This window comes from Cupriavidus sp. GW823-FHT06D04, assembly GCF_058795055.1.
In genome coordinates this window covers 121,130-136,435 of the sequence record NZ_JBXAHL010000005.1, presented here as the reverse complement: position 1 = coordinate 136,435, position 15,306 = coordinate 121,130, and the positions used below count along the sequence as shown (strand labels likewise).

The following is a 15,306-nucleotide window of genomic DNA, read 5'->3' as shown; positions in this document are numbered from 1 at the left end:
GGCCGTTGAATGATCGAGGCGCGTGTCACGCTATCCATGCCGCGTGAGCGGTGCCGTAGTCGTGCCGGGCGATCTCGTTGCCATCGCGATCGAATGTGACGAGGATCGCACCATCGCGCCTGGCCTGGACGGTCGCAGCCACCACCGCGGCCTCGCGGGTAGGATGGTGTGACTCTGCATTCCGCGCGCGCTCGTAGATGACATCCCATCCGTTACCGTAGGGGACGACTTGGAGTTCGGCGGACATGGGGCTCCTTTTGCCGACCAACGCATTTCACTTACGAGTGTCGATCGCGCATTGTTAGCTGGACCTGCTTTTGGGCTGCCTTCATGGAGAGCGCCGAGCTAGCAGGCCCTGAGGGGGGCACTCAGTGGGCAAGCCTGTCAACGCATCGAGGCAAGGATGCAGACGGATAGACGACAAGCGCAGGGGGTGCATGACTGGTGCGTGGCCGGTGCACCGTGAACTCGGATGGGACCTGCGCGTGCGGGGCATTGACCAGCGTGACGGGTACGCGGGAGCGTCGCATGACCTTGGCCGGAGTACCGGCACCTGCAAGGGCCAAGACCCGCGCCCAGGCTGACAGACCCAACACGATACCGTCGCATTGGCACGCCTGTGCGGCATTCAATATCGTATTCGCGGGCGAGCCGATGCCGATCTGCGCCACGTAATCCACACCGGAATCGTCAAGGATTTCGGCTGCACGTGCCAGTGCGGCTTCCCCTTCCTTGCGTTCTCGCTCTCGCAGCTCGGCGAGGGAGTGGTAGGCGCTGGCCTTTCCATGCTCAATTGGAGCTTGCACGTTGAGCAGCACAATCTGCGAAACGCTGACCTCTCTATAGAGGAACGCTGCGTGCCGGACGGCACATAACGAACTATCTGAGTCGTCAACAGCGACGAGGAGCTTGATCATGGTGGTTCAACACTGGTAGCGGCACCGCGCTAGCGAAGATTTGTCGGCGCGGAAGTCCTATGCAACCAGCGTATGCGAGATCGCGTTTACCTTGCATCAATAAATGGCATCAGCGCATAAAGATCCGATAAAGAAGCACCGGCCCGATCTGGCAGTTCCTTGCTCGATGACGGTGGGCAACCAGCCAGCGCATTGGAACGGGCAGTCCTGGAGTCATCTCAGGTGTGAATCTGCCGCTGTTGATCAGGCCGCCAACAGGCAGCGAGGTGATGTTCTGTTCGCTCGCCTGGGCCGTTTGGGCTGATCTTTATGCGTTCTTTATACATACCGATCACCTTTCTACCCAGTTTTTACGACCCCGTCGCTAAGCTCCAAGCGGAAACCACGCAAGGGTGTTTTGTCATGGACGGGATCTTTCTGATCGTATTGATTGGCTTTGCCGTGCTGAGCGCGGCCCTGCTGGGGCTGTGCGTCGTGCTGGCCCCGCAATCTTCGGCGGGCACCGGGCACGGCGGTCCGCATAACCAGACGCGGGTAAAAGACAGCGCGTCGGACAGGGGGCTGTGATGAGCTGGACCGATCTGCTGAGCGGCGCGCTGGCAGCCGCCATTTTTGTTTACCTCCTCGTTGCGCTGTTCCGGCCGGAGAAATTCTGATGTTCTCGCAATTCGTGGGCCTGCTGCTCCTGTATCTCGCCATCCTCCTGGCGTGCGCACCGTTCCTTGGGCGCTATCTCCGGCGTGCCGTGGAGGATGGCCGCTACGCGCTGACCGCGTGGGGGCGCCCCCTGGAGCGACTGCTGTATCGCCTGGGCGGCGTGCGCGCCGACGCCGAGATGGGGTGGAAGCAATACACCATCGCGCTCCTCGCCTTCAACCTGCTTGGCGTGGTGGCCGTCTATGTGCTGCAGCGCCTGCAGGGCATGCTGCCGCTGAATCCGCAAGGCTTCGGTGCCGTCACGCCGGACTCGGCCTTCAACACGGCGATCAGCTTTGTCACCAATACCAACTGGCAGGGTTATGCCGGTGAGTCGACCATGGGCTATCTGACGCAGATGCTCGCGCTTACCGTGCAGAACTTCCTGTCCGCGGCCACCGGCATCGCCGTGGTGTTTGCGCTGATTCGCGGCTTCGCGCGCCAGAGCGCGGCCACCATCGGCAACTTCTGGGTCGATATGACCCGGATCACGCTGTATGTACTGGCGCCGATTGCCACGGTGATCGCGCTGGCGCTGGTGAGCCAGGGCGTGATCCAGAATTTCGATGCTTACAAGGAAGTCAGCCTGGTCACGCCAGTCGAATACAGCCAGCCCAAGGTCGATGCGGCCGGGCAGCCGGTGCTCGATGCGCAGGGCAAGCCGGTGACGGAAGACCTGAAGACGGACAAGCAGACGCTGGCGATGGGGCCGGTCGCCTCGCAAGAGGCCATCAAGATGCTTGGCACCAACGGGGGTGGCTTCTTCAATGCCAACTCGGCGCATCCGTTCGAGAACCCGAATGCCCTGGCCAACTTCATCCAGATGCTCGCGATCTTCCTGATCCCGGCGGCTCTGTGCTTTACCTTCGGCGAGATGGTGGGGGACAGGCGACAGGGGGTGGCGGTGCTGGCTTCCATGACGGTGATCTTTGTCGCCATGGCTTGCGTCGCCGCGATGTCCGAACAAATGGCCAATGCTGCGTTGTCCGGCCTGCCAGTCGACCATGCCAGCTCCCTGTTGCAGGCCGGCGGCAATATGGAAGGCAAGGAAACGCGCTTCGGCATGGCGGCATCGGCGCTGTTCGCCACCATCACGACGGCGGCATCATGTGGCGCGGTCAATGCGATGCATGACTCGTTCACCGCCATCGGCGGGCTGGTGCCGATGCTGCTGATCCAACTGGGCGAAGTGGTGTTTGGCGGCGTCGGCTCGGGGCTGTATGGCATGCTGGTCTATGCAGTGCTCGCTGTGTTCATCGCCGGTCTGATGATCGGCCGCACGCCTGAGTACCTCGGCAAGAAGATCGAAGCCTACGAAATGAAGATGACCGCCGTGGCGATCCTGGTCACGCCGCTGCTGGTGCTGCTCGGCACCTCGGTGGCGGTCATGGCCGAAGCAGGGCGAGCGGGCGTGTTCAATCCCGGCACGCACGGCTTCTCGGAGATCCTCTACGCGCTCTCGTCGGCGGCCAACAACAACGGCAGCGCCTTTGCGGGCCTCTCTGCCAATACGCCGTTCTACAACACGCTGCTGGCAGCGGCCATGTGGTTCGGCCGGTTCTGGATCATCATCCCGGTCCTCGCGCTGGCGGGCTCGCTCGCGGCCAAGAAGCGCGTGCCGCCCAGCGGCGGCACGATGCCGACGCACGGCCCGCTGTTTGTCGTCCTGCTGGTGGGGACGGTACTGATGGTCGGCGCGCTGACCTATGTGCCGGCCCTGGCGCTCGGGCCGGTTGCCGAGCAGCTGCAGGGCGCGGTGACGGCCACCGCGGCGAAGTAAGACGACCACTGACGAAGAGATATCGAGCATTCCGACACGTCCGGTACCTGCACTGCGATGCAGACGCGGGTGCCGGGTGTCTCCAGCGGATTGCGGAGAAACCATGCAACATGATTCGACGGCCCCAGCGGCCAAGCGCAGCGGCAAGACGTCCGAAGCTTCTTCTTCCGACACGCCCCAAGCGAAGGGCGCGCCGGTGTCCGGGCGGCAACGCGATCCCCACCATCCCCACCATCATCGCCCCGCGCCGCGCAGCATGTTCGCGCCGGAGCTGGTGAAGCCCGCGCTCGTTGCGGCCTTCCGGAAGCTGTCGCCGCGCGACCAGCTGCGCAACCCGGTGATGTTTGTCGTCTACGTGGGCAGTATTCTGACGACCATCCTGTTCCTGCGCGCTTTGTTCGCGCCCACCGCTGTCCATGGCGGAGAAAGCGCGGGCTTTATCCTCGCGGTCTCGGTCTGGCTGTGGTTCACCGTGCTGTTCGCCAACTTTGCCGAAGCGCTGGCCGAAGGGCGCAGCAAGCAGCAGGCCGAAGCGCTGCGCGGCCTCAAGACCACGGTCACCGCGCGCGTGCTGAAGGATGGCAAGCGTGGCGGTGCCACGGAGAGCCGTGCCGCCACGGCGCTGCGGCGTGGTGACGTTGTCCTGGTGCAAGCCGGCGACATGATCCCCGGGGACGGCGAAGTGATCGACGGCGTAGCCTCGGTTGACGAGAGCGCCATCACGGGCGAATCGGCGCCGGTGATCCGGGAATCCGGCGGCGATTTCTCGTCCGTGACCGGTGGCACGCGGGTGCTGTCCGACTGGATCGTGGTACGCATCACGACCAACCCGGGCGAGAGCTTCATCGACCGCATGATCACGATGGTCGAAGGCGCCAAGCGGCAGAAGACCCCGAACGAGCTGGCCCTGACTATCCTGCTGGTCGGCCTGACCCTGGTGCTGCTGCTGGCCACCGCCACGCTGCAGCCGTTCTCGCTCTACAGCGTCCTGGTGACAAAGGCTGGCGTGCCGGTGACGATCACTGTGCTGGTGGCGCTGCTGGTCTGCCTGATCCCGACCACGATTGGCGGCCTGCTGTCGGCCATCGGCGTCGCTGGCATGAGCCGGATGATGGAAGCCAACGTGATCGCCACGTCGGGCCGTGCCGTCGAAGCCGCCGGTGACGTGGATGTGCTGCTGCTCGACAAGACCGGCACGATCACCCACGGCAACCGCCAGGCATCGCGCTTTATCCCGGCGCCGGGCGTTTCACTGTTGCAGCTCGCGGAAGCGGCCTGGCTGTCGTCGCTGGCCGACGAGACCCCGGAAGGCCGCAGCATCGTCACGCTGGCCCGCCAGCAGCCGGGGCTGGCGGCGCCGGAGATGGCCAGCCTGAAGCCGGAGTTCGTGCCGTTCAGCGCCCAGACCCGCATGAGCGGCGTCGATCTAGGCGATGGCGGCGGCGAGCGTCACGTGCGCAAGGGTGCAGCAGATTCCGTGCGCCGCTACGTGACCGAGCGCGGCGGCAAGTTCCCTGATGCCGTACTGCAGGCCGTGGACGAGGTAGCGCGCGTCGGCAGCACACCGCTGGTGGTGGCCGACGCCAGGGGCGATGCGGTGCGCGTGCTGGGCGTGATCGAACTGAAGGACATCGTCAAGACCGGCATCCGCGAGCGCTTCGGCGAGCTGCGCAAGATGGGCATCAGGACCGTGATGATCACCGGCGACAACCGGCTGACGGCGGCCACGATTGCGGCTGAGGCGGGCGTTGACGACTTCCTGGCCGAGGCCACGCCGGAAGCCAAGCTGAAGCTGATCCGCCAGTACCAGACCGAAGGGCGGCTGGTCGCGATGACCGGCGACGGCACCAACGATGCCCCGGCACTCGCCCAGGCCGATGTGGCCGTGGCGATGAACAGCGGGACGCAGGCGGCCAAGGAAGCCGGCAACATGGTGGACCTGGACAGCAACCCGACCAAGCTGATCGAGATCGTCGAGATCGGCAAGCAGATGCTGATGACGCGCGGCTCGCTGACGACCTTCAGCGTGGCCAACGACATCGCCAAGTACTTTGCGATCATCCCGGCGGCGTTTGCCACCACATATCCGCAGCTCAACCTGTTGAACGTGATGGCCCTCGCGACGCCGGCTTCGGCGATCATGTCGGCGGTGATCTTCAACGCGCTGATCATCGTGGTGCTGATTCCGCTCGCGCTCAAGGGCGTGGTCTACCGGCCGCTGGGCGCCGCGGTGCTGCTGCGCCGCAACCTGCTGATCTACGGGCTTGGCGGCATCCTGGTGCCGTTTGCCGGCATCAAGCTGATCGACATGATCCTTACCCTGTTTGGCTGGGTCTGATTTCCCCTATCGGAGCATTCATGAATACGCAAGTGCAGTCCCCGCAGCCGTCGCCGCCGCCCGTGCAGGGGGGGCTTGTCAGGCCGATGCTCGCGGTGTTCATTGCCCTGTCGCTGATTACCGGCCTGTTGTATCCTGGCATGATCACCGCGATCTCGAAAGCCGTGTTTCCGCATCAGGCAGGCGGCTCGCTGATCGAGAAGGACGGGAAGGGGGTCGGATCGGAACTGATCGGCCAGCCGTTCTCCGACCCGAAGTACTTCTGGGGCCGGTTGTCGGCGACGGCGCCCATGCCATATAACCCCGCGGCTTCGGCCGGGTCGAACCTGGGCCCCACCAATCCGGCGCTGACCGACGCGGCCCGTGCGCGCATCGACGCGCTGCATGCCGCGGATCCCGACAACCAGGCGCGGGTACCCGTGGACCTGGTCACGGCATCCGGAAGCGGGCTGGATCCGCATATCAGTCCTGCCGCGGCCGAATATCAGGCGGCGCGCGTCGCCCGGATCAGGGGGATTTCGACCGAACAGGTGAAGCAGCTGATCGCCGCGAGTACCGAAGCGCCTCTGCTGCCGGTACTGGGTGACCCAGGCGTCAATGTCCTGAAGCTGAACCTTGCATTGGATGGCATTGCGCCGAAGCAATGAAGTCCCCGAAGGTTGGGCGATGCTGCGGGGCCCCACGCCGGCCACATCGGCGGCGGTACCCCGACGCGGTGCCGAATGGTTCTGCTTCTGCCAGGATTGTGGGTGAGCCATCCTATGTCTGATGCCGAATTTCGCGATGCCGACGCACGCCCCGACCCCGATGCGCTCCTTCAGAGGGTTCAGGCCGAAGGTGAGCGGGCATCGCGCGGCAAGCTCAGGGTCTACTTTGGCGCTTCGGCCGGGGTGGGCAAGACCTTTGCCATGCTCACCGCGGCCCGGGCGGCGTCCATGCAGGGCACGGACGTCGTCATTGGTATCGTCGAGACCCACGGCCGCGCAGAGACCGAAGCGCTAATCTCCGATGTCGAGCGGCTGCCAATGAAGGATGTGCCATACCGTGAGCGGGTGCTCAAGGAGTTCGACCTGGACGCGGCGCTGGCCCGCCATCCTTCGCTGATCCTGGTTGACGAACTCGCACATTCCAACGCGCCGGGCAGCCGCCATCCCAAGCGGTGGCAGGACATCCAGGAACTGCAGGCCGCCGGCATTGACGTCTGGACCACGGTCAATGTGCAGCACCTCGACAGCCTGAACGAGGCTGTTGGGGCATCACAGGAATCCGCGTGTGGGAAACGGTGCCGGACACTGTCTTCGACAGTGCAGATGAAGTCGTGCTAGTCGACCTGCCCGCCGATGAGCTGCTGCGTCGGCTGAAGGAAGGCAAGGTGTATCTGCCGGAGCAGGCGCGACATGCGGCGCGCAATTTCTTCCGCAAAGGCAACCTGATTGCCCTGCGCGAGTTGGCGCTGCGCCGGACCGCCGACCGCGTGGACTACGATGTCCGGGCATGGCGCCAGTCCGAAGCCGTGCAGTCGGTCTGGCGCACCCGGGAAGCGGTGCTTGCCTGCATCGGCAGCGGCGATGATGCGGAGCAGGTCGTCAAGAGCGCCCGCCGGCTTGCCGGCCAGCTCGATTGCGACTGGCATGTGGTGACGATCGCCACGCCGAGGCTGGCGCCGCCCTCCAATGTCGCCAGGGTGCGCCTGCAGACGGCCATGCGCCTGGCCGAGGAGCTGGGCGCGCGCACCGAGACCCTGGCGGGCAATGACATGGTGCAGGCGGTGGTCGGCTACGTTCGCCGCCACAACCTGACCAAGGTGGTGATCGGCCGCGCGCCGGCGGACTGGCGCCGGGGTGGCACCTCCCTTGCAGAGCGGGCGCGCTCGCTGCTTGGGCTGGCCTTGTCGCCCTTCGTGAACGCGCCTGCGTGGCTGTTCGGCCGCCGCAGTTTTGCCGATGCGCTGGCGCTCGGGTGCCCGGAGATCGATATCATCCGCGTGGCGGCCGACACCACCCGGGCCGACATTCGCCCGCGCCACGGCGCCGACGAGCCGGAGGCCCCCGAGGCCATCGACGGGGCGACCCGCAAGGACTACGTGTGGGCCGTCGTATGGTGCGCGGGTGCCACGGCACTGTCGGCGCTGGCGTTTCCCTGGTTCGACGTCGTCAACATCGCCATGCTGTTCCTCGCGGCGGTGGTCGGGGTCGCGCTGCGTCATGGCCGCGGGCCGGCAGCGCTGGCCTCGGTGCTGGCCGTAGCCGCTTTCGATTTCTTCTTCGTGCCGCCGCGGCTGTCCTTTGCCGTCAGCGACGTGCAGTATCTGCTGACCTTCCTGGTGCTGCTCTCCGTCGGACTGGTCATCGGGCAACTGACGGCCGGCTTGCGCGAACAGGCGCAACTGGCCGTGCAGCGCGAAGAAGACGCGCGCACGCTGTACGAGCTGGCGCGCGAACTGTCGGCCGCGCTGATGCCGGAACAGATCGTTTCGATCGGCAGCCGCTTCCTGCGCGCCGCCTTCGATGCCAACTCGGCCTTCTTCCTGGTTTCGCCGCAAGGGCGCCTGCTGCCGCCGGTGTCCGATGCCGGTCAGCAAGACACGGCGGCGCGCACCGACTCGATCGACCGTGTGTTGGCGAAGTGGGTCTTCGATCACGGCGAGCCGGCCGGCACCGGCACGCATACGCTGCCGGGCAGTACCGTGCTGTACCTGCCGTTGAAGGCGCCGATGCAGACCCGCGGCGTGCTGGCGGTGGAGCCCGCGGTGGCGCGCGCCTTTGCGCAACCCGCGCTGCGGCGTCAGGTCGACGTGTTCTGCACACTGATCGCGATCGCGATCGAACGGCTGCACTACGTCGAGGTGGCGCAGCAGGCCTTGCTGTCGATGGAGTCGGAGCGCTTGCGCAGCTCATTGCTGGCCGCCGTCTCCCATGACCTGCGCACCCCGCTGACCAGCCTGATCGGCATGGCCGAAACCATGCAGCGCAGCGAGCCTGCGTTGGCCCCGCCGCTGGACGAGAACGTATCCGCCATGCTGGAGCAGGCCAGGCGGATGCGGACGATGGTGGTGAACCTGCTTGACATGGCCAAGCTGCAGAGCCGCGATGTCCGGACCAACATGGAGTGGCAGTCGGTGGAGGAACTGGTTGGCGCCAGCCTTGCCGCCATGCGCGATGCGCTCGCCCGCCATCGTGTGGTCGTCGCCGACTTGTCCAGGGTGCCCCTGGTCGAATGCGATGCGGTGCTGATGGAGCGCGTGCTGCAACCTTCTGGAAAACGCGGCTAAATACACGCCCGCGGGCACTGAGATCCGGTTGTCCGCCGCAGCGGTCGATGATGAAATCAGGATTGCGGTCGAGGACGATGGCCCGGGCGTGCCCAAAGGCATGGAGCGGCAGATCTTCGAGAAATTCACGCGCGGCGAGCGCGAGTCGGCGACCGCAGGCGTGGGCCTCGGCCTCGCCGTCTGCGAGGCAATCGTCCAGGCGCATGGCGGGCGCATCTGGGTGGAACCGGCGCTGCGGCCAGACCGGCCCGGCGAGCAAGCCGGCGCGCGCTTCATGGTCGCGTTGCCTCGCGGGAAACCGCCGGCAGTGGAACCGGAGCCGGCTGATGCCTAGTGCGTCGCCAGTCAGGAAGGAGAGGGAGTTAATGCCATTCGATTTTTCCCCAACCGTTTTGCTCATTGAGGATGAGCGGCATATCCGGCGCTTTGTTCGCGCGACGCTGGAGTCTGAAGGCTGCACGGTGTACGAGGCAGAATCGCTCAAGCGCGGATTGGTTGAGGCAGGTACCCGGCAGCCTGACCTGGTCATACTCGACCTGGGGTTGCCGGACGGTGATGGGGTGCAATTGATCAACGAGATGCGTACGTGGACTGACGTACCGATCCTTGTCCTATCGGCACGTAGTGGAGAGGCCGACAAGATTGGTGCGTTGGATGCCGGCGCCGACGACTATTTGACCAAGCCATTTGGCGTCGGAGAACTGGTTGCACGCCTGCGCGTGCTGCTGCGCCGGCATGCCAGGGCCAGCCCGCAAGGCTCCCACCAGATTCTGTTCGGTGACGTACAAGTTGACCTGGCCAGCCGTCTGGTCACCCGTGCCGGACAGGCCGTGCACCTGACCCCGATCGAGTACCGTCTCCTGGCGGTTCTGATCGCCCACCGCGGCAAGGTCATGACGCACCGGGAATTGCTGCGGGAAGTGTGGGGGCCTTCTCAGGCAGAGAGCAGCCAGTATCTGCGCGTCTACATGGGACATCTGCGGCACAAACTCGAAGCGGACCCGGCGCAGCCCGCCCACCTGCTGACGGAAATCGGTTTGGGCTATCGGTTTGCCGGATAACGCTGAATCCCAGCCGTCTTTATTGGATTTGTACGCAGGCATTGCGGCTTTTGATACCTTTTTTAGGCGTCAGGCCATATCGTGGCGAGGCTCCCTGCAATGGGGATTTTTTCAACTTTTCGCCACAAAAAAATGACTGACCTGCGCCATACGGCAGCCGCGCTGCTTGCATGTTCCGTACCTTCCATCCTCTTGTTCGCCGCCGTGCCCGCCATGGCGCAATCCCAGCCAGACGCCGAGGCGGCTGCCGCGGCTCCGGCTGCTGCCGCTGCTGAGCCGGCATCGCCGCATACGTTCACGGCCAACGTTTCGCTGGTTTCGGACTACCGCTATCGCGGCATCAGCCAGACCAACCTGCGCCCGGCGATCCAGGGTGGCTTCGACTACGCGCATGAGAGCGGCTTCTACGTGGGCAACTGGAACTCGAGCATCAGCTGGCTCGAAGATGCCAACTCGTCGGTGTCGGCACCGGTCGAAATGGATTTCTACGGAGGCTTCAAGAACACCTTCAAGGTGTCTGGTCTCGAGTTCAACTACGACCTGGGCGTGCTCGAATACTACTACCCGGGCGGCTACAACAACCCGCGACCGTACACCACGGAACTGTACGCCGGCATCGGCTGGGGCCCGGTGTTCCTGAAGTACTCGCATGCCGTGACAAACCTGTTCGGTTTCAACGACAGCAAGAACAGCTACTACGTCGACCTGACGGCCAACGTGCCGCTGAATTTCTGGGACCTGACGCTGAATGCGCATGTGGGTTACCAGGGCGTGACGCACAACAGCGACGCCTCGTACACCGACTGGAAGATCGGCCTGACCAAGGACCTGGGCAAGGGCTTTGCGCTGGCGGTGGCCTACGTGGACACCAACGCCAAGGAATCGGTCTACACCAGCGCCAACCGGGGCCGCTACCTCGGCAAGGCCGCGGCCTGGGCTTCGCTGACGAAGACGTTCTGAGCGCGAGCGCTTTGCCAGTGTCGCCGATTTTGATGCGGATTTAATACATTAGCCCAACATCCTTGCATCAAATTTAGACGGTGCTGGCTAGCATAAAGCCATGTCCAACACGCGACCCGCTACCGCGCGGGTCTATCCAATCATGCGACAGTCAAGCCTGGCCGTTGACACCGTTCCCCGACGTACCGCCTCGCGCAGCAGCGAAGGCACCATGCCCGCGCTGCGCGCGGTTTCCCAGCCGGCACCGGCCTGGATCCGCATGCGTCTTGCGGTGACATCCACCGAGGTGTTCGAGCTGCGGCAGACCATCCACAGGGCGCTCGGTGAGCTGGCCCGCGCCTATGTGGTAAACGTTGACTACCGGCACGGCGAAACTTTGATGCACGTGGAGATGGCCCGCACGGACCGCGACGCGGCCATGCATGCCATCATGATGGCATTTCCGGCTGCGGAGTTCGGGGTCACGACAGCCCTGGGAGACGACTATGTGGCGCACTGAGGAAGAGAGCTTCTCCGGTGCCGCCGTTCGCGCCTGCACCGGTATCGCAGCGATCTCCCGCGAGTCACCGTGGGGCATTTGGGTGCCCATGGTCACGCCGATGCGTGCCGGCTCGCTGGACTTGTCAGGTGCGGCCAGGCTGGCCGAGCGCTACGCCGAGGCAGGCGTGAATGGCTTGATCATATTGGGCACGACGGGCGAGGGAAGCCTGCTTTCCACACGCGAGCGGCAAGTATTCGCGGCGGCAGTCCTAGAAGCCGTCCATGGCGAGCTACCGGTGATGGCTGGCGTGGGTGCGGTCGATACACGCGCGGTGTGCGCGCAAATTGCGGAACTGGACGCCTTTGACCTTGCCGGCTACCTGGTGCCACCGCCATACTATCTGCGGCCCTCCGATGAGGGCATCGTGTGGCATTTCAACGAGGTGGCGCGTGCAACCGATCGCCCCCTGATGCTGTACAACGTTCCCAAGCGGACGGGGTGTGCGATGTCGCCGCCGCTCATACGATCCCTGCTTGCCCATCCGCAGATCGCGGCGGTCAAAGAGTGCGACAGCGGCAATCTTGGCGCGCTTTCCGGCGATCTGCACACCACCGTGCTGTGCGGTGAGGACGCCGCCATGCTGGATCACCTGCTTGCCGGCGGTGCCGGCGTTATCGCAGCGTCGTCGCATATTCGTCCGGATCTCTTCGTCCGTCTGCTGCATCTGGCGCAGACCGGCCATTTCGGTGCGGCTCGCGCATTGTTTGCCAGACTCGCCCGGTTGATTTCCCTCATGTTCTCAGAGCCGAATCCCGCACCAGTGAAGGCGGCTTTGGCACTTTCCGGCGCGATCTCCCCGGAAACCCGCCTGCCATTGCAACCGGCAAGTTCCCTGTTGGTCCAGCGGCTGGAGGAGGCCATGGCCCTTCTTCCTCCGCCTTCTGTGGCACGGGATGAGCATCTGGCGGCCTGAAAGGCTAGCCATCGTTGCCCCCGCTTCACCGTCGGCAGGCCAGCGATGTCTGGGGATCGGTTTTATGCGTTGTTTATGCCGTGAGCCCAGGTCTTTACACAATTTTTTCGATGGCATTTGTACATTGATATCAGGGCTTGGTCGCGTGAGATTCCACACAAGTCGGTCCGGAGCGTAGACCCAGCCCTTGCCGAACTATCCGGCGACCGATCCGTCGAGGCGACAATGAAACCTCCTGTCCCACTCTTCTTCACCTGCACGGCGTGCGGGCACGTTCACTCTGAGACCCTGCAGGATATGGTCTCGAGAAAACTCCCGCTGCCGCTGACTTGTCCCGCTTGCCACCGCGAGCTGAGCGTCGACTGGGACTGGATCACTGACCAGGCCGAGCAGATGGGACTCATCTTCACGGAGCGATAAGGCGTTCGTCGACCTCACTGACCCGGGCAAACGAGTGCCAACGTGGCGGTCTCACTTGAAGCCTGACACCACTAAACTTCGTCATAAGCCGCACCCACCACTCGAACTGCTCGGGGAAACCCGCCTGTCCGGGGAAGCGCCCCCTGTCCGGGCAACGCTGACGATGTCGCTGGCGGCCCTGGGTATTGTCTTTGGCGATCTGGGTACCAGCCCGCTATATGCACTGCAGGAAGCCTTCCACGGCGAGCGGGGCGTTTCACCCACGCCGGAGAACGTGATCGGTTGCCTGTCGTTGTTCCTGTGGTCGCTGATCGTCATGGTCAGCCTTAAATATGTCCTCCTCCTGATGCGGGCTGACAACCAGGGGGAAGGTGGCATCCTTGCGCTGCTAGCCTTGCTGGTCGGCGACTTGTCGCGGTCGTCGATGAAGGGAAGGCAAGGCTTCTTGTGGGTTTCGCTGGCCCTGGTGGGCACTGCGATGCTGTATGGCGACGGCGTTATCACGCCCGCCATCTCGGTGCTCAGTGCGGTAGAGGGCCTTTCCGTGGCGACACCGGCGTTCGATCCCTATATCGTACCGCTGACGGTCATTATCCTGCTCGGCCTGTTCAGCGCGCAGGCCAAGGGGTCGGGCAAGGTCGGCATGGCGTTCGGTCCCATCCTCGCGACGTGGTTCGTAGTGATCCTGGTCCTCGGGCTTGCCAACCTGGTCCAGACGCCGCAGGCCTTGGCGGCTTTCAACCCGATGGCTGCCTTCAGCTTCTTCCAGCAGAACGGCTTCCGGGGATTCGTGGCCTTGGGCGCGGTCGTGCTATGCCTGACCGGTGGTGAGGCGCTCTATGCTGACATGGGGCATTTCGGTCGCAGGCCGATCCGGCTGGCATGGTACGGTCTCGCGTTGCCGGCGCTTGCCGTGAACTATCTCGGGCAAGCGGCATTGCTGCTGCGCGATCCCGCCGCCGCAGATCGCCCATTCTATGCGATGGTGCCGCAATGGGCACTCTATCCGATGGTGGTGCTGGCGACGCTCGCCACCATTGTCGCGGCGCAGGCATTGATCACTGCCGTCTTCTCCCTCACCAGCCAGGCCATGCAACTCGGCCTGAGCCCGCGGTTCCAAGTTATCAACACGTCCGCGGCAACGCGCGGACAGATCTACCTGCCTGCGCTCAACTGGTTGCTGATGGGCGCCACCATTGCGGTTGTGCTGGGCTTCCGCTCCTCGGCAAGTCTTGCTGCCGCGTTTGGCCTGGCGGTGTCCGCCACCATGGCCATCACGACCGTGCTTTTCTCGGCGCTCGCGCGCCAGCGGTGGGGTTGGGGAGTGCCCCGGGTTGTTGTGGTCGCGGGGGTCTTTATGTTGGCAGACCTGGCATTTTTCGGCGCCAATGCGCTGAAAGTCACGGAAGGCGGCTGGCTGCCGCTGCTACTCGGCGCCGCGACTTTCCTGGTGATGTTTGCCTGGCGCTATGGCCGCTTGCAGTTGGCCGCAGCGCGCCGTGGCAGCGGCATGACACCGCAAGCCTTGATCAGCGTATTGCGAAGAGGGCCGCCACACCGCGTGGAAGGCAATGCGGTATTCATGTGCGAGCGCAGTCAGGAAGCGCCCGCCGCGCTGATGCACCACCTCAAGCACAACCAGGTGCTGCACGAGCACGTCATCCTCCTGACGCTGGAAACGGTCGACGCACCGCGTGTCAGTGCCGACAAGCGGCTGACATGCGAAGACCTCGGCCTGGGCTTCTTGCGTATTGTCGCGCAGTTCGGCTTCATGGAATCGCCGAATGTGCCGGCTGTACTCGAGCAGGCGGAGCGGGTCTGCGGGGAGGCTCCTTACGATCCGATGCGGACCTCCTATTACCTTGGGCGCGACGTACTGACTGTGCCTCGAGGCCGCCGCTTTCTGAGGCATGCTTTACTAACGGCCTTTATCTGGCAGCGCCGGAATGAAGTCGACGCAACGGCCCATTTTGGGATACCGGCCAACCGGGTCGTCGAGCTGGGTGGCAGGCTGGAGCTTCCACCTGATGGCTAAGCGCTGCCTCTGAACTGGGAGCCAGCAATGCCGAAGTCTAGGCCCCGATAGAAATGGATTTCTACGGCGGCTACAAGAATACGTTCGGTGCCGGCTGGAGCTACGACATCGGCGTGCTGCAGTACTCTACCTGGGGGCCGCGACAATGTCGGCCGGCTGGTCTTCGCCGCACCGGAAAAAGGAAGGCTCAAAGGTTCTCCCGATCAATCCACCTGAGCACTATGGACATTGTCAATTCAGCTCACGCCGCTCCAGCACTGCAAATTTTCGATGTCCATACCGTGTTAATCGGTACGCCGGAATCAAGCAGAGCTGTCCCCTCTTCCATGCACCGGAGAAGGGTTGACGTAAGCCAGTGGATGGGTCAAGAAATC

At 64.1% G+C, this 15,306-nt stretch carries 12 protein-coding genes and 2 pseudogenes; 12 read left to right on the top strand and 2 right to left on the bottom strand.

What is annotated here, in order from left to right:
• Nucleotides 1-25: 25 nt before the first annotated feature.
• Nucleotides 26-247 (bottom strand): DUF2188 domain-containing protein, encoded by a 222-nt coding sequence (locus AC1Q7H_RS10070; RefSeq protein ID WP_211982428.1) that lies wholly within the window; start codon nt 245-247, stop codon nt 26-28.
• 121 nt (nt 248-368) lie between these two features.
• Complete coding sequence (locus AC1Q7H_RS10065) at nt 369-917, bottom strand: universal stress protein (RefSeq protein ID WP_492381221.1); 549 nt, start codon at nt 915-917, stop codon at nt 369-371.
• Nucleotides 918-1,319: 402 nt separating this feature from the next.
• Here AC1Q7H_RS10065 and AC1Q7H_RS10060 point away from each other — a divergent pair, with 402 nt between their 5' ends.
• The 12 genes and pseudogenes from AC1Q7H_RS10060 to AC1Q7H_RS10005 form a co-directional block, all read left to right on the top strand.
• Nucleotides 1,320-1,484, top strand: a complete 165-nt coding sequence (locus AC1Q7H_RS10060; protein ID WP_492381220.1) for a hypothetical protein — start codon at nt 1,320-1,322, stop codon at nt 1,482-1,484.
• On the top strand, nt 1,484-1,573 hold the full coding sequence (gene kdpF / locus AC1Q7H_RS10055) for a K(+)-transporting ATPase subunit F (protein WP_078199188.1): 90 nt from the start codon (nt 1,484-1,486) through the stop codon (nt 1,571-1,573). The genes AC1Q7H_RS10060 and kdpF overlap by 1 nt, the downstream gene beginning before the upstream one ends.
• Nucleotides 1,573-3,393 carry a potassium-transporting ATPase subunit KdpA gene (gene kdpA / locus AC1Q7H_RS10050; RefSeq protein WP_492381219.1) on the top strand — a complete coding sequence of 607 codons (1,821 nt, stop codon included), beginning with the start codon at nt 1,573-1,575 and terminating at the stop codon, nt 3,391-3,393. The genes kdpF and kdpA overlap by 1 nt, the downstream gene beginning before the upstream one ends.
• Nucleotides 3,394-3,496: 103 nt before the next feature.
• Nucleotides 3,497-5,731 carry a potassium-transporting ATPase subunit KdpB gene (gene kdpB, locus AC1Q7H_RS10045; RefSeq protein WP_492381218.1) on the top strand — a complete coding sequence of 745 codons (2,235 nt, stop codon included), beginning with the start codon at nt 3,497-3,499 and terminating at the stop codon, nt 5,729-5,731.
• A 20-nt stretch (nt 5,732-5,751) separates the two neighbouring features.
• Nucleotides 5,752-6,378 carry a potassium-transporting ATPase subunit KdpC gene (kdpC, locus tag AC1Q7H_RS10040; RefSeq protein ID WP_492381217.1) on the top strand — a complete coding sequence of 209 codons (627 nt, stop codon included), beginning with the start codon at nt 5,752-5,754 and terminating at the stop codon, nt 6,376-6,378.
• Nucleotides 6,379-6,492: 114 nt separating this feature from the next.
• Nucleotides 6,493-9,336: pseudogene (locus AC1Q7H_RS10035) on the top strand (DUF4118 domain-containing protein).
• Between the two features lie 31 nt (nt 9,337-9,367).
• Nucleotides 9,368-10,063 carry a two-component system response regulator KdpE gene (kdpE, locus tag AC1Q7H_RS10030; RefSeq protein ID WP_492381216.1) on the top strand — a complete coding sequence of 232 codons (696 nt, stop codon included), beginning with the start codon at nt 9,368-9,370 and terminating at the stop codon, nt 10,061-10,063.
• A gap of 132 nt (nt 10,064-10,195) precedes the next feature.
• Entirely contained in the window at nt 10,196-11,023 is an 828-nt protein-coding gene (locus AC1Q7H_RS10025; protein ID WP_211982445.1) for a TorF family putative porin, read from the top strand.
• 142 nt (nt 11,024-11,165) lie between these two features.
• Nucleotides 11,166-11,522 carry a hypothetical protein gene (locus AC1Q7H_RS10020; RefSeq protein ID WP_211984459.1) on the top strand — a complete coding sequence of 119 codons (357 nt, stop codon included), beginning with the start codon at nt 11,166-11,168 and terminating at the stop codon, nt 11,520-11,522.
• Nucleotides 11,509-12,477 carry a 4-hydroxy-tetrahydrodipicolinate synthase gene (gene dapA / locus AC1Q7H_RS10015; RefSeq protein WP_492381215.1) on the top strand — a complete coding sequence of 323 codons (969 nt, stop codon included), beginning with the start codon at nt 11,509-11,511 and terminating at the stop codon, nt 12,475-12,477. The genes AC1Q7H_RS10020 and dapA overlap by 14 nt, the downstream gene beginning before the upstream one ends.
• A gap of 475 nt (nt 12,478-12,952) precedes the next feature.
• Nucleotides 12,953-14,932 carry a potassium transporter Kup gene (locus AC1Q7H_RS10010; protein WP_492381214.1) on the top strand — a complete coding sequence of 660 codons (1,980 nt, stop codon included), beginning with the start codon at nt 12,953-12,955 and terminating at the stop codon, nt 14,930-14,932.
• 41 nt (nt 14,933-14,973) lie between these two features.
• Nucleotides 14,974-15,057: pseudogene (locus tag AC1Q7H_RS10005) on the top strand (TorF family putative porin); the annotation flags it as partial.
• Nucleotides 15,058-15,306 lie beyond the last annotated feature (249 nt).